This is a genomic window from Kitasatospora sp. NPDC015121, from assembly GCF_055562955.1.
Genome location: NZ_JBVHEH010000013.1, coordinates 261,335 through 278,180 on the forward strand (window position 1 = coordinate 261,335; position 16,846 = coordinate 278,180).

The window sequence follows — 16,846 nt, forward strand, 5'->3', positions numbered from 1 at the left end:
CTACGCGGCGGTGGGCGCCGCGTCCGCCCGGCGGCGGGTCAGGAACGGCTGCGGCGTCCGGCGCCGCCGGACTTCCCGCGCGGGCGCAGCGCGGCGGCCGCGAGCACGGCGGGGACGGTGACCACCAGCATCCTGGTGGTGGTCGTGCTGCCGCGGTGCTTGGCCGCCTCGGCGCGCGGCGGGGGCGGCAGGTGGACGACCGCCGGGGGTGCGGGCCGGCTGGGTACGGGGCTCGAGCTGGGGCTCGGCGTCGGTGGCGCGGGGCTGGGTGTCGGCGTCGGTGGCGCGGGGCTGGGTGTCGGCGTCGGCGGCAGCGCGCTGGCGGTGGGCCGCGCCGGGGTGGGCGCGGGCTTGACCGGCGCCGGCGGCACGGACTGCGGGGCGGGGGTGGGTGTCGGGGTCGGTGCCGGTTTCGGGGTGGGGGTCGGCGTGGGGGTCGGTTTCGGGGTGGGCCTCGGACTCGGGGTCGGGCTCGGTTTCGGGGTCGGGCTCGGGCTCGGTTTCGGCGTGGGGGTGGGCGTCGGCGTGGGGTGGCAGTGGTGGTCGTGCCCGTGTCCGTGGCCGTTCCCGTGGCTGTCGTGCCCCTTGCCGCCCCCGACGTCCTGCGGGCGGAGCGGGACGTCGGCCCCGCCGCCGGCGTTCACCTCGACGTGGACTCCGGCGGCGTCCACCGAGGTGTGCACCTTGACGCAGATGTCGAGCCGGTGGCCGTCGCGGTCGTGCGCGGCGGACGACGCGGCCTGGGTGGCGCCGGTGAGCACCGCGCAGACCACGGCGACGCCCGCCAGGGCGGTCGCGGTGCGGGCGCCGCGCCGCAGCTGCCCGGTGCGGGCGGGCTCGGGCACGGGTTCGGGTTCGGGGGCGGTTAAGGCGGTCGGCTCCGTTCCACCGTCCGCCTGCGGCCGGTCGTTGCGCTGCACGGCGTTGGTCCAACCTTCCGGTGGTGGTGGGTGATTCGGTGCTGCGCTGCGCCCGCTTCGGGTACGGCCGAGGTGGCCGGAGCGCAGTCGAGGGCACGTCGGAGGACCGGTCCCGTTCCGCCCGCGGCTCGACGGGCGAGCTGCAGAAACGGATCGGCATGATCAATCCGACGTACCCTCAACGTGGTGTGCCGCCGTTTGGTTACGGCCGGCGGCGGCCGTTGCCGCGCCCCGCCGGTCAGCGGTGCGCGATCTCCACGTTCTCCAGCACGCCGAGCGCGTCGGGCACCAGGATCGCGGCCGAGTAGTACGCGGTGACCAGGTAGTTGATCACGGCCTTCTCGTCGATGCCCATGAAGCGGACCGACAGGCTGGGCTGGTACTCGTCCGGGATGCCGGTCTGGTGCAGGCCGATGACGCCCTGGTTGTCCTCGCCGGTGCGCAGCACCAGGATGGAGCTGGTGTTCTCCGGGGTGATCGGGATCTTGCTGCAGGGCAGGATCGGCACGCCGCGCCAGGCCGGGACCTTGTGGCCCTGGAGGTCGACGGTGTCGGGGTACAGGCCCCGGGCGTTGAACTCGCGGCCGAGGGCGGCGATCGCCTTCGGGTGGGCGAGGAAGAACTCGGAGTCGCGGCGGCGGCTGAGCAGCTCGTCCAGGTCGTCGGGGGTGGCCGGGCCGGAGTGGGTCTGGATGCGCTGGTTGAAGGCGCAGTTGGCGAGCAGGCCGAACTCGCGGTTGTTGATCAGCTCGTACTCCTGGCGCTCGCGCAGCGCCTCCACGGTGAGCTTGAGCTGCTGCTCGATCTGGTTCATCGGCTGGTTGTAGAGGTCCGCGACCCGGGAGTGGACCCGGAGCACGGTCTGCGCGATGGAGAGCTCGTACTCGCGCGGCTTGAGCTCGTAGTCGACGAACGCGGTGGGCAGCAGGTGCTCGCCCTCGTGGCCGGCCGACATGGCGATCTCGGCCTCGCCGAGCTCGTTCTGCCGCTGCAGCGGCAGGCTGGCGAAGTCGCGGATGTGCGCCTGCAGGCTCTCGGCCTGGACGAGCACGGCCTCGAAGTCGGCCCGGGTGAGGGTCAGCAGGGTGCCGGCGGTCTTGGCGGTGGCGGTGTAGTCCCAGGTGGCGTCGGCGTCGAGCAGGGCGTTCTCGCCGAAGCGGTCGCCGTCGCCGAGGACGCCGATCACCGCGTCGTCGCCGTACTTGCCGGTGGAGACCTGGTTGATCTTGCCGTGCGCGATCAGGTGGATCTTGTCGGACGGGGTGCCGCGCTCGACCAGGACCTCGCCGGCCCGGAAGTCGTGCTGCTGGCAGCGGGCGGCGAGGGCGGTCAGCACCTCTTCGTCCTCGTAGCCGCGCAGCAGGGCGAGCTCGCCGAGCTCCTGCGGGATCACCCGGACGTCGCCGCCGGTCTGGATGAACTCGATCCGGCCGTCGCCGACCGTGTAGGTCAGTCGGCGGTTGACCCGGTAGGTGCCACCGGAAGTCTGCGTCCAGGGCAGCATCCGCAGCAGCCACCGGGAGGTGATCTCCTGCATCTGGGGCGCGGACTTGGTCGTGGTCGCCAGGTTGCGGGCCGCGGCGGTGGTGAGGCTGGTCTGCTGGCGCTGCGCCTGCTGAGTCTCCGGGCTGCTGTCCACGGACATCGGGCCGGGCTCTCCTTCGTCTCGCACGGAATCTGACGAACCGTCAGATCCGTGAGCGTGTTGGGGCTCTGGTGCCTTGGTTGGGTGAGGGGGTGAAGAGAAGTCGACGTTTCGACGGGAGTCCGGAGGGGCGTTGTCGCCGTGCTCCGCCGTCGCCCCCGGAACACTAGATCGTTCCGGCCCCGAGATCGCCCGCGCAGCCCCCCGTGCACCCGATTAGGTGAACCTTGGCCCGTGGAGGATTGGCGAGGTCGGTAGCTGGTGATGCGCGGCCGCCGCCCCTCGGAGCAATGGTGGCCCGGGCCGCTGCCGCCGTGCGGGCCGGTCGTGCGAACGCCCCCGGCGGGCGGGGGCGTTCGGAAGCGCGAGGGGGGCGTGTGTCGGCGGGGGCCGCCGCACCGGCCGCCCGGCGCGCGCGGGGGCGGCGCGGCGGGCCCGGCGCGCCCGGGGCGGTCAGCCCGGCACGCCCTGCCGGGTGCGCTGCAGGGTCTCCAGGAACGCGGAGGCGGCGGCGTGGCCGAGCGCGATCCGCCGCCGGACGGTCTCCAGCTCGGCACGACCGGAAGCCAGCGGCCCGCGTCCGGCCTTCACCAGCTCGTCCTCGCCGCTGGGCAGCACGTGCACGGTGACGCCCGGCCGGTGCCGGGCGATCTCGGCCTCCACCGCCGCCCGCCGGCCCACCTCGAAGGCGACGTGCGCGAGCTGCCAGGGCATCCGGGGCAGCCCGAGCCCCTCCCCGGTCTGCCGGATCCGCAGCGCGTACACGGTGGTCGCCCCCAGCGAGGCGGCGACGCCGACCGGCAGCGAGTCGATCAGCCCGCCGTCCAGGTAGTGCTCCCCGTCGATCTCCACCGGCGGGAACAGCCCCGGCACGCAGCAGGACGCCAGCAGCGCCGGGATCAGCGGTCCGTGGTCGAAGTAGTGCGCCTCGGCCCGCTCGATCGAGGACGCCGGGCAGACGAACGGGAGCTTGAGGTCCTCGATCCGGGTGTGCGGCGCGAAGTGGTTGAGCAGCATCCGGTGCGCGGCGTCCACCGAGGTCAGCCCGGCCCGGACGTGCCGGACGTTGGAGGCGAACGCCCGCAGCGACGGCTTCATCACCTTCATGCTGACGAACTCCATCCACAGCTCGGTGAGTTCGGCGACCACCGAGATCGTGGGGTTCTTCGCCAGGATGGCGCCCTGCACCGAGCCGATCGAGGTCCCGACCACGATGTCGGGGGTGATCCCGGCCTCCAGCAGCGCCCGGATCATGCCGACCTGGTTGCCGCCCCGCTCACCGCCGCCGCCGAGCACGAACGCGACCTTGCCCCGGCCGTCCGGCGACCCTCCGTCGCCCTTCAAGCCGCCAACGTCCGGCAGACCGCCGTCGTCCAGCAGACCGTCCATCGATTCGCCACCTGTCTCCGGAAGACCTCTCCGGGCTCGTCCCCACCCGGGCCCGTCGGGCCCGCACGCCCCATGGTCCGTTCGGGTTTCCGGCCGCCGCAACCGCTCCCACCTGCGGCTTCGCCCGTCCGCAGCACCCGCGCCCCGATCGGGTCAGCGGAGTGGATCTTCGACTGGCCCGGGAACCGGCGGCGTGAGAGGTCTGGAGCCATGCACCGGATTCCGCCCTCCCCGGAACCCTCCCGGGCTGCCCGGCCGCGCGGCGGCGCGCTCGCCGCGGCCGGGGACGCCCTCGCCCTCGGCGCCCTGACGGGGCTGCTGCTGCTCCTCTCGCCCCCGCTGCTCCTGCTCGGCCTGCTGCGGCCGCTGCTGCCCGCCCGCGCCACCGCCGCGGCCCGCCTCCCGCTGGTGTGGGCCGCCTACCTGGCCGGGTTCTCGCTGACCGCGCTGGCCGGCTCGCTGCGGCTGCGGGCCCGCCGGGCCGGGCCGGACGCCTGGCGGCTGCTCACCGTCCGGGCCGGCCGCCGGTTCCGGCTGCTCGCCGAGCGCTGGGGCGGCCTGCGCTTCCAGGTCGACCCGCCCGAGCCGCCGCCCGCCCCCGGCCGCCCGGTGGTGGTGCTGGCCCGGCACGCGGGCATCCTCAACACCCAGCTGGCCGTCATCGCCGTCACCGCCGTGCTCGGCCGCCGCCCGCGCGGCATCGCCAAGCGCTGCGTCGCCCTGGAGCCCGGCCTGCGGGCGCTGCTGCGCGGCCAGCCGCTCACCCTGTTCCGCTGGGACCGCGCCGGGCGGGCCGCCGCACTGGCCGAACTCGCCTCCCAGGCGCGGACCCTGGGACCGGACGAGGCGCTCTGGGTGTACCCCGAGGGCACCAACTACAGCGCCGCTCGCCGCTCCGCCTCGATCGACCGGCTGCGCGCCCGGGGCCAGGACGCGCTGGCCGACCGCGCCGAGGCCATGCCGAACCTGCTCCCCCCGCACCTGCCCGGCGCGCTGGCCGTCCTGAGCTCCGTCGATCCGTCCGCCCTGGTGCTGGTCTGCGGCCACACCGGCCCCGAGCGCCTGCTCCCCTGGATGCTCGGCCCCGGCTACACCCCCGGCCCCGACGACCGGGTCCGGCTCCGCTGGTGGAGCTTCCCGGTCTCCCAGGTCCCCACCGACCAGCGGCAGTTCGCCACCTGGCTGTACGACCGCTGGCAGCAGCTCGACACCTGGATCGCCGACACCACCGACACCGGCACCACCGCCGCACCCGCCACCCCTGCCGCCCCTCGCCGCACCGAGGACCTCGACCCCGCCTGACCCCGCCCCTCCCCGATCCTTACCCGATCCTTCCCCGATCCCGCCCGAAGGCGGTTTCGGAGGCCGCCGGAAAAGGGCCGCGAAGCCGTTCCGGCACGGCGGACGCCGGTGCTCCCCGCGCGTGCCCGACCGGTCCGTCCTCCGCGGCGCCGGAAAGCCCATCCGAAGGTGCCAGGAATTCCCTCCCCCCTCCGGCGGAACTGTCATCCGCGTCAGCGTTTCCGCTCCCGGCGGGTACCGTGCGGGGCCGCAAGCTTGTGCCGAACCTATTGACCGGCGGGTAACCCGGACGCATACTCCCCCTTGTCCCGGCGCGCCCCGGCGCGTGCCGACCCCCGCCCCGGGCGTCGGCCGAACGGATTATCGCTACCCCGAGGAGCGGAATTGGGCGGACCGTGGGACGGGCTTCCCCGCGATTTATCCAGCGAACTCAGAGCCGAGCAGCAATCCCTCGCGGCCGAGATCATCCGGGAGATCAGATCCGCCGTCCCGGAATTCTCCCGGCCGCTCTCCGGGCAATTCGGCGCCGGAATCCAGCAGGGTGTGGAGACCGCGCTCGCCGAGTTCACCGACCGGGTCGCGGGGCTGCCCGCGCCGGGGCCGCGCCAGCTGCGGGTGTACCGCTCGCTCGGCCGCGGCGAACTCGCCGAGGGGCGCAGCCTGGACGCCCTGCAGGCCGCGTTCCGGCTCGGCGCCCGGCTGGCCTGGCGCCGGTACGCCCGGGTGGGGCGGCGGCGCGGGCTGGCCGCGGAACAGCTGGTGACACTGGCCGAGGCGGTGTTCGCGCACATCGACGAGGTCGCCGCGGCCAGCGTGCAAGGCTACGTGGACGCCCGCACCGACCGGGCGGGCGCGCTCGGCCGGGCCCGGCACCGGCTGCACGAGCTGCTGCTGGCGGGCGCCGACCCGGCCGAACTCGCCGCCGCCGCCCGCCTCGCGGAGTGGCCGCTGCCCGGGCAGGTCGCCGCCGTCTCGCTCGACCCGCGCCCGGCGGCCCGCCCGCCGTCGCCCGTCCCGCCCCTGGCGTCCGCGCTGCCGCCCACGCCCACGCCCTCGCCCCTGCCGCCGCCCGGGCCGTGGTCCGTCCGACTGCCCGACGCGGTGCTGGCCAGCCTGGACGTCCCGCAGCCGCACCTGCTGCTGCCCGAACCGGCCGGCCTGCTCGGCGATCCCCGGGTCGGGGCCGCGCTGCAGGGGCGCGGTGCGGTGATCGGACCGGTGGTGCCGACCGCGCTGGCCGCGCAGTCGCTGCGCTGGGCCCGGCTGGTGCGGGCCTCGCTGCCGGAGCCGCCGCCGCGCCCGGTCGACTGCCGCGAGCGCTACGCGGACCTGCTGCTGCTCACCGACCCGGCGCTGGTCCGGCTGATCGCCGAACGCCGGCTCGCCCCGCTCGCCCCGCTCACCCCGAAGCAGCGCGACCGTCTCGCCGCGACCCTGCTCGCCTGGCTGCAGACCGGCCGGGGCACCGCGCCCGAGGTCGCCGCCCGGCTCGGCATCCACCCGCAGACGGCCCGTCAACGCCTGCACCGCGTCCACCAGTTGTTCGGCCCGGCGCTCACCTCTCCGGACACCCGCCTCGAACTCGAGATCGCCCTGCGCGCGACCTCCGCCGGGGCCCGGCCACCCGCCCCGACCGGACGGGTGGCCTCCTCCGCCTGACGGAACGGGCGGTGGGGGCGGGCCGGGCGTCCTGCCGGCAGGGGTGATCCGCCGTCAGCTGTTCGTCGGCGGACGGTTAGGCTCGGGGCACCGATGGCGCGACGAAGGGATGACAAGCATGCCGGACGTGGTCGACAGGCTGGGCGGACTGGACGAAGCGTGTGAGCGGGCACTGGCCGAGACCGGCTGCCCGTCGGTGAGCGTGGCCGTCGCGGCGGGCGAGGAGCTGGTGCTGGCCCGGGCGTACGGGCTCGCGGACGTCGCGGCGGGGCGGGCGGCGACGCCCGGGACGGCGTACGGGCTGGCCTCGGTCACCAAGGCGTTCACCGCGCTGGCGGTCTGCCTGGCGGCGGACCGGGGCCTGCTCGACCTGGACGCGCCACTGGCCGACGGGTTCGGCCGGACGGCGCCGACGCCGCGTCAACTGCTGCGCCACCGGGGCGGGTTCCCCAACTACTACGACTTCGGCTACGAGTCCGCGTACCGGCAGATCGACATCGACCGCTACCGCCGTCAACTGCACGAGCCGGGCGGCGAGTTCGACTATTCCAACCACGGCTACCAGGAGCTCGGCCGGTTGCTGGAGAGCGTCACCGGGCGGGAGCCGGGCGAGCTGCTGCGGGAGTGGATCGCCGAGCCGCTGGGGCTGACGGGCTTCGCCTACGCGCACGTCCACCCCGGTCCCGGGCCGGCCGCGACCCGCTACACGCCGGACGGCCGGGCGTACCCGCCGACCCGCGACGGGCACCCGGCGGCGGGCGCGGGCTGGGCGACCGCGGGGGACGTCGCGCTGTTCGCCCGCCGCTCGCTCGGGCTGCTGGAGCCGGAGACCGCCGCGGCCGTCCACGACGCGCCCGCCATCTTCGACGCCGACGGCCCGGACGCCGGGGGCCTCGGCTACGGGCTGGGGCGGGTCGTCCAGCGGACGGCGGACGGGGCGGTGCTCAGCAGCCACGGCGGCGGCATGGGCGGCGGCGCCGCGATGATGCTGGACGTGCCCGCGCGGGGGATATCGCTGGCCGTCCTCGCCAACTCGACCGACAAGACCGCCCGCAACGCGGTGTTCCGGTACCTGACGGACGCGCTGGCCCCCGAGTGCGATCCCCGTCACCTCGCCCCGAGCGCCGAACCCGACCTCCCCTTCGCCCTGGCCCCGGGCAGCTGGTCGGGACGGGTCCCGACCCCCGACGGCGACGCCGTCCCGCTGGCTGTCACCGTGCTGCCGGACCGCCGGGTGGAGGTCCGGCTCGCCGACCATCCGCCGGTGGCCGTCTCCGCCGCGGCCTCCGCCCGCTGGGACCTCCGCCTCGGCGCGCCGCTCCAGTTCCCCAGCCCCGACGCGCTGCTCAACAGCCCCAGCTTCGGCCTCGAACTGCGCCTGCGCGACGGCGACCTGACCGGCCGGGCGATCGCCTTCAAGAACGGCGACCGCGAGGGCCTGCTCGGCCCGTACCTCCCCCACCCCTGCGAGCTGCGCCGCTCCGCGGTCTGACGCCCCGCGCCCCGGTCGGGGCCGGCCCGCCCCCGCGCGGCGGTCAGGGCTGGCCGGTCCCCTCGCCGCGGAAGAACGCGGCGACGCCGCGGGCGCCCGCCGGGGCCGTGATCATCGCCAGGATCCGCGCCGAGTCGGCCGCGACCTCGGCCGTCCGGGCGAACATCTCCTCCTCGTAGGCCCGCAGGGCGGCGTCCGGGTCGGCGGGGGTGGCGGCGAGGGCGGTGGCGAGTTCGAGGGCGTCGCGCATCGCGGCGTTGGCGCCGTGGCCGACCGGGGGCATCAGGTGGGCGGCGTCGCCGAGCAGGGTGAGGCCGGGACGGTGCGGCCAGCGAAGGCCGACCGGGAGTCCGGTCAGCGGGCGCGGGACGACCGGGCCGGTGCAGGCGGCGATCAGGGCCCGGCACTCGGGCGTCCAGTCGGCGAACAGCGGGAGCAGCGCGGCCCGGGCCGCGTCGGGGTCCGCGAACGGGATGCCGCAGGTGGTGAGCCAGTCGGCGGCACCGTCGGCGCGGCCGTGGAAGCTCAGGCCGACCCGGACGGAGCCGTCGCTGCAGCGCTGGGCGGCGAGCGAGCGGCCCTCGCCGATCACCCAGTAGGTGCCCCGGCCGACGACGGCGGCCAGGTCGGGGCGGGTGCGGTCGATGTCGGGGATGACGCCCTCGACGGTGTTCCGGCCGAGGTGCTCCGGGACGGCCGGGGTGAGCAGCGGGCGGAGGCGGGAGCGGGCGCCGTCCGCGCCGATCAGGACCTCGCAGTCGGCCCGGCCGCCGTCGGTGAACTCCAGCCGCCAGCCTCCGCCTCCGGCCGCCGGGGCGGCGGTGCGCAGGGTGCGGTCCCAGGCGACCGTGCCGGGCGGGAGGGAGTCGAGCAGCAGGTCGCGCAGGTCGGCGCGGTCGATCTCGGGGCGCAGCGCGGGCGAGTCCGCAGGGGTGTCGTCGCGGTGCAGCACGGTGCCGGTGTGGTCGAGCAGCAGCATGTCCTCCCCTTCGGGGCGGGCGTGCCGGCGGAACGCCTCCGTCAGTCCGGCCGCGCGCAGCGCCCGCTGTCCGGTGTCCGCGTGCAGGTCGAGCGTGCCGCCCTGGGGGCGGGTGGCCCGTCCGGTGTCGCGTTCGTAGACCGTGACGCGGAGGGCGGGGTCGCCGTGCATGGTGAGCAGCCGGGCCAGGGTCAGTCCGCCCGGTCCGCCGCCGACGATCGCCACGTCCGTGGTGTGTGCCATCTGCTGGCCCCTCCCCCGGCGGTCGGTCGGCCGCTTGCCGCCCGGGTGTCCGTCCGCCCTCCGATACACCGTATCGTTCGATACGGCGTATCTCCAGCAGCGGCCGTATCGTGATCCCGCACCACCAGCACCGCCCGGCACCGCCCAGCACCGCCGGAACCGCCGAACGGAGACCGCCCATGTCGCCCCGTCACGATTCCCCCTCCGCCGCTCCCTCCGGGCCGGTCTGGGAGCGTCCGGAGCCGCCGGCCCGGCGCTCGCCCGGGCCGTTGAGCCGGGCGCTGATCGTGGCGGCGGCGCTCGAACTGGCGGACGCGGACGGGTTGGAGGGGGTGTCGTTCCGGCGGGTCGCGGCGGCGCTGGAGGTCGGGCCGATGCGGCTGTACGGGTACGTGGAGACCAAGGCCGAGCTGCTGGAGCTGATGGTGGACGCGGTGTACGGGGAGATCGCCCCGAGCGGCCCGCCCGGCCCGGACGCCCCGGCCGGCCGGGGCGTCCGGGTCTCCCGCGCGGCCGGGCGGGCCGTTGAGCCGGGGTGGCGGGAGGAGCTGCGGGCGATCGCGGAGCGGACCAGGCTGGCCGCGCTGCGCCACGAGTGGTTCACCGAACTACTGGGCGGGCGACCGCACTTGGGGCCGAACGCGCTGGCCGCGATGGAGGCGGTGCTGGCCGCCGTCCGGGGCGTGCCCGGCTTCGCCGACGACCCGACCGGGGTGCAGCGGGCGGCGGGCGTGTTCCGCGCCTACCTGACCGGGACGCTGCGGGTGGAGGTCGGGCAGCGCCAGGCCGAGCGGGCGGAGGGCCGTTCGGACCACGACTGGCAGGTCGCGATGGGACCGTACCTGATGCGGACCCTGGCTGCGGGGCGGCATCCGACCGTGGCGCGGGTGATGGCGGAGGCCGAACACCTGTCGCCGGGCGAGCAGTTCGCGGCGGGCCTGGAGCTGGTGCTGGACGGGATCGCCGCCCAGTCGCCCTGACCGGCCCGGCACCTGCCCGACACCTGTCCGGCACCGGCCTCCGCCGAGGTCACCGGCCCTTCCGTACGCCACCCACCCCCTCGTGCGCGGCCCCGCCGGGTGCCATGATGGGCCACCGCACCCGGTCGTACCGGAACGGAACCACGCAGGGACGGAACCCATGGGCAGGGCGAGGCCGAAGCGCGCACGACTGGTGGCGGCCCGGGAGCGGCGGGCGCTGCCCGGACCGAGGCGGCCCGTTCCCCCGGAACCCGTCTCCCAGGTGCGGAGCTTCGCGCTCTGGGCGGTCTTCCTGTTCCTCTCCCTGCTCGCCCTGGGCGTGGGCGTCAGCATCCTGCGGGACGGGCTGGCCCTCGCCCACGGGGCGGGCGTGGCGGGTGAGTTCGTCGTCACCGACGAGCACCCCTGCGGCCGCTGCCCGGAGCCGGAGGGCGACTTCACCCCCGACGCCCCGGCCCTGCCCGGCCCCGGCTGGACGGTGCCCCCGCCGGAGACGATCAACGGGGTGACGTCGTGGGGAGGCATCCCGGTCTCCCACATCGGCGACCGCGCCCGGGCGCTCTACTACGACGGCACGGTCTACTCGCCGGACGACAGGGTGTGGGTGGACGGCGCGGTGGCCACCGGCCTCGGCGGCGCCCTGCTGCTGCTCTGGTCCGGCCTGGCGGCCCGCCGCCTGCGCCACCGCCGGTCCGCCCGGGCGAACCGAGCAGACCGGCCGCAGCCCGTCGGCTGACCGGGGTCGGGCCCGGCACGCGCCGACCGGTCGGAGCAGCCCCGCAGATCGACCTGGAAGCGGCTGTCCGCCTCCAGCGCGGCCATCAGCTCGGCGACCCGGCGCCGGTAGGTGCGCAGCGGCATGCCGGGCTCGCGGGCGGCGTTCTCGTCGGCGCGGCCCCGGCCGAGCGCCCGGAGCACCATGCGGGACCGGGCGTCGAGGGCCGCGATCCTGGCGTCGACAACCCGGGACGCGTGGGCGGCGAACTCCTCGTCCGCGACCGCTCTTGGGGCGTGGAGCCTGTGCACCCGCAGACCGCTCGGCTGGCCGCACCCGGCGCCCCTGCCGCTTCGGCGACGCCCGCGCAGGTGGCCGGATCGGGGCGCACGCCGGACGGGCGGTCCGGGGTGTCCGCCACCGCCGGGGAGCTGTGGGCGGAGGTGGAGCGGAACCTGCGGGAGCTCGGCGTCGAGCGGCTGGACCTGGTCTCCCTGCGGCTCGGCGGGATGCGGCCGGATCCCGCCGAGCCGTCGGCCTGATCGCGCAATTGGGGGTGAGCGACGTGACCGCCGGGCAGTTGGCGCAGGCCCGGGCCGTGGCTCCGGTGCAGAACCACTTCAACCTGGCCGCCCGGGACGACCTCGCGCTCCTGGAACGGTGCCGGGCGCTCGGCATCGCCCTGGCCGACGGGGACGGTGCTTCGGCGGATCGCGGCGGACGGCGGTGCAGGCGTGCCGCAGGTCCTGCCCGGCTGGCTGCTGGTGATAGCCCCTCAACGTCTGCCCGATCCCGGGCACCTCCTCCCCCGGCCATCTGGCCGGGACCCTGGCGGCAGCCGGACTCGCCGCCATGACACCCTGACGCCCTGAGCCGCTGCGTCGGCGGCCGCCGCCCCCGGCCGCATGGCAGGATGAGCCGCTGGTGGCCGGACCGGGAGGTGGCGGGGCGTGGACGACGGGCGGCGGCAGGGCCTGCGGGCGGCGGCACTCCGGTGGGCGCTGCTGGCGGTGGGGCTGGTGGCGCTGCTGTCGGGGATCGGCTACGCGCTGCCGGGGTGGGCGGTCGCGCACGGCGCGGGCGACCCGGGGGTGTTCACGGTGACCCGGGAGGCGGTGGACTGCGGGCGCTGCGTGATCGAGGGGGCGTTCACGCCGGACGATCCGGCCCGGCCCGCGCTGACCGGTGCCAACGTGCACGGCCATCTGCCCGCCGACCGCCTCGGCGAGCACTCCCGCGCCGTCGGCTACCAGGGCGCGGTCTACCCGCCGGGCGGCGACGGCGCCTGGCAGCGCGGCGCGGCCCTGGCGGGCGCGGGGCTGGCCGCCGTGCTGCTGTGGCTGTGGTCGGTGCTGCGCCGCCGCCGCGAGGTCTAGCATCCGGGCGGGCCGCTCCAGAGGACGGATCCCTCGGCGTCGCTCGGGCCGCAGTACTCGGCGGAGAAGGTACCGGCCGCACCCTCAGGCAGCCGCGGTGCCCAGCCCGTTGGGCGGCGGCCCGGCCGGCGTCCGGGAGTCCGTCCCATAGCCGGGTACCGGCCCGTGGCCGCAGCCGGGGGCGGGCCCGGGGGCCGTCGCGGTGTCCTTCGGCGCCCATGGGCTGGCCGGGTGTGCGGCGGGTGCCGCGCCGGCCGCTTGGCCGGGTGCCCCGTCGGGGGCGACCGGCCCTCGGGGTCCGTGCGGTGTCTTCGGGCCCGCAGCGCGGGGGGCGGCTGTGGGAGGTGGACGGCCGACGGCTCGCGGCCGCTCGACAGACCGTCGCACCGGCCGTCTCGGACAAGCGGTCGCGTCCCGGACGGTCGGCCCGCCCGTCCCGCGGTCAGTCCTCGAAGGCCACCAGGCGTTCCAGCACAGGCAGTGCCGCCATCAGCGCCTGGCGTTCGGGGTCGGTGAGTTCGGCGGTGCGGCGGGCCAGCAGCTCGGAGCGCCGGCGGCGGATGTGGGCGAGCAACTCGACGCCCTCCGGGGCGAGTTCGACTAGGACGGAGCGGCCGTCGTGCGGGTCGGGGACGCGGCTGATCAGCCGGGCGTCGACCAGCGAGGCGACGGTGCGGGTCATCGACGGCGCGGCGACCCGCTCCAGCGCGGCGAGTTCGCCGAGCCGGAGCGGGCCGTGCTGTTCGATCCGGGCCAGGGCGGACTGCTGGGCGAAGGTGAACTCCTGCCGGTCGGAGGCCCGCATCAGGTGCCGGTTCAGCCGGGCGATGACCAGCCGCAGCCGTGCCAGCTCCGCCGGGTCGAGCCCGCCCTCGTGCTGCTGTCCCACCGTCGCACTCCCTCGCTCCGCCGCCTGGTTCACGTCATGCCGCGCCCCGGGAGGCCGCGGTGCCCCCGTCCGGGACGGTGACCGTTCCGGCGTCGGGGGCGTCACCGACCGTACCCGTTCCGCGGCCGCGCAGCAGCGACGCGACGGCGGCGACCAGCGACATCGCGATGGCGAGCGTGAAGACCACCATCAGGCCGTCGTGGAACGGGCCGGAGATCAGGTGCGGGAAGAACTCGCGTCCGGTGAGGGTCTGCGCGTTGGCGGCGGGCAGGCCGGAGAGCACCTGCGGACCGAGCAGTTCGTGGATCGGGTTGTAGCCCAGGAAGGCGGCGAACAGCGTTCCCACGGGCGGGAGTTGGGCGACCGCGTGGGCGTCGGCCGCCGGGACGCCCTGGCCGGTGAGGCCGTCGCTGAGGGTCTGCGGGAGCGAGCCGGCCAGGCCGGCCACCATCAGCGAGAAGAACACGCCGATGGAGAGCACCATGCCGGCGTTCTGGAAGGTCGCCCGCATGCCGGAGGCCGCGCCGCGGTCGGCCGCCGGGACGCTGGACATCACCAGCGCAGTGTTGGGCGCGGCGAACAGCCCGCCGCCGAGGCCGTTCAGGAACACCAGCAGCGCGAACCAGGCGTACCCGAAGTCGGTGGGCAGGAGCAGCAGTCCGGCGAACGAGCCGGCCATCACGACCAGGCCGCCGGCCGCGAACATCCGGGCGCCGAAGCGGTCCGAGAGGTGGCCGGCGACCGGGCCGGCGGCGAGGAAGCCGATGGTCAGCGGGACGAGGTAGACGCCCGCCCAGAGCGGGGTCTGTTCGTAGTCGTAGCCGTGCAGCGGCAGCCAGATGCCCTGCAGCCAGACGATCAGCATGAACTGCAGGCCGCCGCGGGCGATCGAGCCGAGCAGCGTGGCCAGGTTGCCCCCGGCGAACACCGGGTCGCGGAACAGGCGCAGCGGGAACATCGGTTCGGCGACCCTGGTCTCGATCACGCAGAACGCGACCAGGACGGCGGTGCCGCCGATCAGGCCGGCCAGCACCCAGGGGCTGGTCCAGCCCATGGTGTGGCCGCCGTACGGCTGGATGCCGTAGGTGATGCCGGCCAGCAGCGCGGTGAGGCCGACGGCGAAGGTGACGTTGCCCCACCAGTCGATCCGTCCGGGGCGGCGGACGCCGGTCTCGTGCAGCGAGCGGTAGGCCCAGACGGTGCCGATGACGCCGATCGGGACGTTGACCCAGAAGATCGACCGCCAGTTCCACTCGGCGAGGACGCCGCCGAGGACCAGGCCGACGAACGAGCCGGCGATCGCGGCGACCATGTTGACGCCGAGGGCCATGCCGCGCTGCCTGGCGGGGAAGGCGTCGGTGATGATGGCCGCGGAGTTCGCCATCAGCATCGCGCCGCCGACCGCCTGGACGACCCGCCAGCCGATGAGCCAGAGCGCGCCGCCGCCGCCGTCCATCGGGTCGAGCGAGAGGACCACCGAGGTGACGGTGAAGATCAGGAAGCCGGCGTTGTAGATCCGCACCCGGCCCCAGATGTCGCCGAGCCGTCCGAGCGTGACCACCAGGACGGCGGTGACCAGCATGTAGCCCATCAGCATCCACAGCAGGTAGCTGACGTTGCCGGGCTCCAGCGGGTTGAGGTGGATGCCGTTGAAGATCGCCGGCAGCGAGATCAGCACGATCGAGGAGTTGATCGTGGCGATCAGCATGCCGAGGGTGGTGTTGGAGAGCGCCACCCACTTGTAGCGCGGGTGTTCCGCGCCGATCCACCGTTTCTTCGTGTCCACGTCCGCCATCTCCTGCCGCCCCCCGGGGGAACCGTGATGATAGTTAGCTGACGTGAACTAAATTACTGCGCGGACCCCCGCCCTGACCACCCGCGCCGGGGGGCGGGCGGGCGGGGGCTGATCCGGGGAACCGCGCTCAGGCGCGGCCGTGCAGCAGGACGGGGAGTTCGCGCGGGCCGTTGGAGATGAAGGACGGCAGCGGCTCCAGCTCGTCGGCGGGGACGGCGAGGGTGAGCCGGGGGAAGCGGTCGAAGAGGGCGGCGAGGGCGATCCGGGACTCGAGGCGGGCGAGTTCGGCGCCCAGGCAGTAGTGCACGCCGTGGCCGAAGGAGAGGTGGTCGCGCCGGGTGGGCCGGGTGTGGTCGTAGTCGGCGGCGTCCTCGCCGTGCAGGGCGGTGTCGCGGCCGGCGGCGAGGAAGTTGACCACCAGCAGGTCGCCGCGGGCGAAGGTGAGACCGGTGGGTTCGTCGTGGACGTCCTCGACCGGGAAGCGGGCGAGGATGTTGGCGACCGGCGGCTGGTGCCGCAGGGTCTCCTCGACGGCGTCGGACCAGCGCGCCGGGTCGGCCTTCACCTGCTCCAACTGGTCCCGGTCGGACGCGAGTCGGGTGACGGCACTGCCGAGCAGGTTGACGGTGGTCTCGTGCCCGGCGCCGATCAGCAGCAGCAGGTTGTCGAGGAGTTCGCGCTCGTCCAGGCCGCTGCCGGTCTCCTCGTCGTGGGCCTGGATCAGCGCGCTGGTGACGTCCTCGCCCAGCTCCTCGCGCTTGGCCTCGACCAGCAGGGCGAGTTGGACGTAGACGGCCTCGGCGTTGCGGAGCGCCTGTTCGGGACCGGTGCCGGTCTCGAACAGGCGGCCGATGGTGGAGCGGAAGCCGTCGTGCAGCCGCTCGGGCACGCCGAGCAGGGTGTTGACCACCATCAGCGGCAGCACCCAGGTGAACTCGGCGCGCAGGTCGACCACCTCGCCCTCCGGGTGGGCGGCGAGGCGGTCGATCAGTCCGGCGGCGATCCGCTCGATCTCGGGGGCGAGGGCGCGGACCCGGCGGGTGGTGAAGGCGGGGCCGATCAGGCGGCGCAGCCGGGCGTGGTCGGCGCCGTAGGCGGTGAGGGCGTTGCGGACGTCGGTCCACATCCGCAGCGGCCAGTCGGCGGGTATCTCGCCGGCCCGGTCGGCGGTCCAGTGCCGGGAGGCGTCCTTGGAGATCCGGGGGTCGGTGAGCAGCCGCCTGATCAGGGCGGGGTCGGTGAGGGACCAGGCGGGGACGCCGCCGGGCAGTTCGATCCGCGCGGCCGGGCCGACGGCGCGCAGGGCGGCGGTCTCGGCGTGCAGGTCGGCGCCTTCGGGGTCGAGCCGGTACGGGCAGCGCTGAGTGTCCATCAAGTGGCCTCTCCGGTCTGGTGGTTGTCCGCATCGACCGACCGGGCGGCGGCCGTCCGCCCGGCTGATCGTTTCGCACTCTACCTACCG

The 16,846-nt window shown here is 75.5% G+C and carries 14 protein-coding genes; 7 read left to right on the forward strand and 7 right to left on the reverse strand.

Annotation, left to right across the window (positions count from 1 at the left end; translation table 11 throughout):
• Positions 1 to 38: 38 nt before the first annotated feature.
• From ACZ3J7_RS21390 to ACZ3J7_RS21400, 3 genes are all read right to left on the reverse strand, one after another.
• The gene (locus tag ACZ3J7_RS21390; protein WP_465623356.1) at positions 39 to 845 is read right to left on the reverse strand and encodes a hypothetical protein; all 807 of its coding nucleotides are present in this window, start codon (positions 843 to 845) and stop codon (positions 39 to 41) included.
• Positions 846 to 1,158: 313 nt separating this feature from the next.
• Positions 1,159 to 2,565, reverse strand: coding sequence for a family 2B encapsulin nanocompartment shell protein (locus ACZ3J7_RS21395; protein ID WP_465623359.1), 1,407 nt, complete (start codon positions 2,563 to 2,565; stop codon positions 1,159 to 1,161).
• Positions 2,566 to 3,018: 453 nt separating this feature from the next.
• Positions 3,019 to 3,954 carry a patatin-like phospholipase family protein gene (locus tag ACZ3J7_RS21400; RefSeq protein WP_465623361.1) on the reverse strand — a complete coding sequence of 312 codons (936 nt, stop codon included), beginning with the start codon at positions 3,952 to 3,954 and terminating at the stop codon, positions 3,019 to 3,021.
• Positions 3,955 to 4,164: 210 nt separating this feature from the next.
• On the opposite strand from ACZ3J7_RS21400, the gene ACZ3J7_RS21405 reads away from it, so the two are divergent.
• From ACZ3J7_RS21405 to ACZ3J7_RS21415, 3 genes are all read left to right on the forward strand, one after another.
• The gene (locus tag ACZ3J7_RS21405) at positions 4,165 to 5,256 is read left to right on the forward strand and encodes a 1-acyl-sn-glycerol-3-phosphate acyltransferase (protein WP_465623363.1); all 1,092 of its coding nucleotides are present in this window, start codon (positions 4,165 to 4,167) and stop codon (positions 5,254 to 5,256) included.
• 384 nt (positions 5,257 to 5,640) lie between these two features.
• Positions 5,641 to 6,915, forward strand: coding sequence for a PucR-like N-terminal domain-containing protein (locus ACZ3J7_RS21410; protein ID WP_465623365.1), 1,275 nt, complete (start codon positions 5,641 to 5,643; stop codon positions 6,913 to 6,915).
• Positions 6,916 to 7,033: 118 nt separating this feature from the next.
• Positions 7,034 to 8,407 (forward strand): serine hydrolase domain-containing protein, encoded by a 1,374-nt coding sequence (locus ACZ3J7_RS21415; protein WP_465623367.1) that lies wholly within the window; start codon positions 7,034 to 7,036, stop codon positions 8,405 to 8,407.
• 43 nt (positions 8,408 to 8,450) lie between these two features.
• Here ACZ3J7_RS21415 and ACZ3J7_RS21420 read toward each other — a convergent pair whose 3' ends face one another.
• A complete protein-coding gene (locus tag ACZ3J7_RS21420; RefSeq protein ID WP_465623370.1) occupies positions 8,451 to 9,629 on the reverse strand; it encodes an FAD-dependent oxidoreductase in 1,179 nt (392 codons plus the stop codon).
• Positions 9,630 to 9,808: 179 nt separating this feature from the next.
• On the opposite strand from ACZ3J7_RS21420, the gene ACZ3J7_RS21425 reads away from it, so the two are divergent.
• From ACZ3J7_RS21425 to ACZ3J7_RS21440, 4 genes are all read left to right on the forward strand, one after another.
• Positions 9,809 to 10,609, forward strand: a complete 801-nt coding sequence (locus ACZ3J7_RS21425; protein WP_465623373.1) for a TetR/AcrR family transcriptional regulator — start codon at positions 9,809 to 9,811, stop codon at positions 10,607 to 10,609.
• Positions 10,610 to 10,769: 160 nt separating this feature from the next.
• Positions 10,770 to 11,345: a hypothetical protein gene (locus ACZ3J7_RS21430; protein ID WP_465623376.1), complete on the forward strand. Its 576-nt coding sequence runs from the start codon at positions 10,770 to 10,772 to the stop codon at positions 11,343 to 11,345.
• Positions 11,346 to 11,734: 389 nt separating this feature from the next.
• Entirely contained in the window at positions 11,735 to 11,866 is a 132-nt protein-coding gene (locus ACZ3J7_RS21435) for a hypothetical protein (protein ID WP_465623380.1), read from the forward strand.
• A 408-nt stretch (positions 11,867 to 12,274) separates the two neighbouring features.
• Positions 12,275 to 12,700 carry a hypothetical protein gene (locus ACZ3J7_RS21440; RefSeq protein WP_465623383.1) on the forward strand — a complete coding sequence of 142 codons (426 nt, stop codon included), beginning with the start codon at positions 12,275 to 12,277 and terminating at the stop codon, positions 12,698 to 12,700.
• Positions 12,701 to 13,142: 442 nt separating this feature from the next.
• On the opposite strand, the gene ACZ3J7_RS21445 is transcribed toward ACZ3J7_RS21440, so the two are convergent.
• The 3 genes from ACZ3J7_RS21445 to ACZ3J7_RS21455 form a co-directional block, all read right to left on the reverse strand.
• On the reverse strand, positions 13,143 to 13,589 hold the full coding sequence (locus tag ACZ3J7_RS21445; protein ID WP_465623387.1) for a MarR family winged helix-turn-helix transcriptional regulator: 447 nt from the start codon (positions 13,587 to 13,589) through the stop codon (positions 13,143 to 13,145).
• Positions 13,590 to 13,623: 34 nt separating this feature from the next.
• Entirely contained in the window at positions 13,624 to 15,384 is a 1,761-nt protein-coding gene (locus ACZ3J7_RS21450) for an MFS transporter (RefSeq protein WP_465623391.1), read from the reverse strand.
• Positions 15,385 to 15,511: 127 nt separating this feature from the next.
• Positions 15,512 to 16,756 carry a cytochrome P450 family protein gene (locus tag ACZ3J7_RS21455; RefSeq protein WP_465623394.1) on the reverse strand — a complete coding sequence of 415 codons (1,245 nt, stop codon included), beginning with the start codon at positions 16,754 to 16,756 and terminating at the stop codon, positions 15,512 to 15,514.
• Positions 16,757 to 16,846 lie beyond the last annotated feature (90 nt).

Coding starts and splice junctions, on each gene's coding strand:
- ACZ3J7_RS21450 (WP_465623391.1), bottom strand. CDS start 15,384: ATGGCGGACGTGGACACGAAGAAACGGTGGATCGGCGCGGAACACCCG.
- ACZ3J7_RS21425 (WP_465623373.1), top strand. CDS start 9,809: ATGTCGCCCCGTCACGATTCCCCCTCCGCCGCTCCCTCCGGGCCGGTC.
- ACZ3J7_RS21405 (WP_465623363.1), top strand. CDS start 4,165: ATGCACCGGATTCCGCCCTCCCCGGAACCCTCCCGGGCTGCCCGGCCG.
- ACZ3J7_RS21400 (WP_465623361.1), bottom strand. CDS start 3,954: ATGGACGGTCTGCTGGACGACGGCGGTCTGCCGGACGTTGGCGGCTTG.
- ACZ3J7_RS21420 (WP_465623370.1), bottom strand. CDS start 9,629: ATGGCACACACCACGGACGTGGCGATCGTCGGCGGCGGACCGGGCGGA.
- ACZ3J7_RS21455 (WP_465623394.1), bottom strand. CDS start 16,756: ATGGACACTCAGCGCTGCCCGTACCGGCTCGACCCCGAAGGCGCCGAC.
- ACZ3J7_RS21395 (WP_465623359.1), bottom strand. CDS start 2,565: ATGTCCGTGGACAGCAGCCCGGAGACTCAGCAGGCGCAGCGCCAGCAG.
- ACZ3J7_RS21430 (WP_465623376.1), top strand. CDS start 10,770: ATGGGCAGGGCGAGGCCGAAGCGCGCACGACTGGTGGCGGCCCGGGAG.
- ACZ3J7_RS21415 (WP_465623367.1), top strand. CDS start 7,034: ATGCCGGACGTGGTCGACAGGCTGGGCGGACTGGACGAAGCGTGTGAG.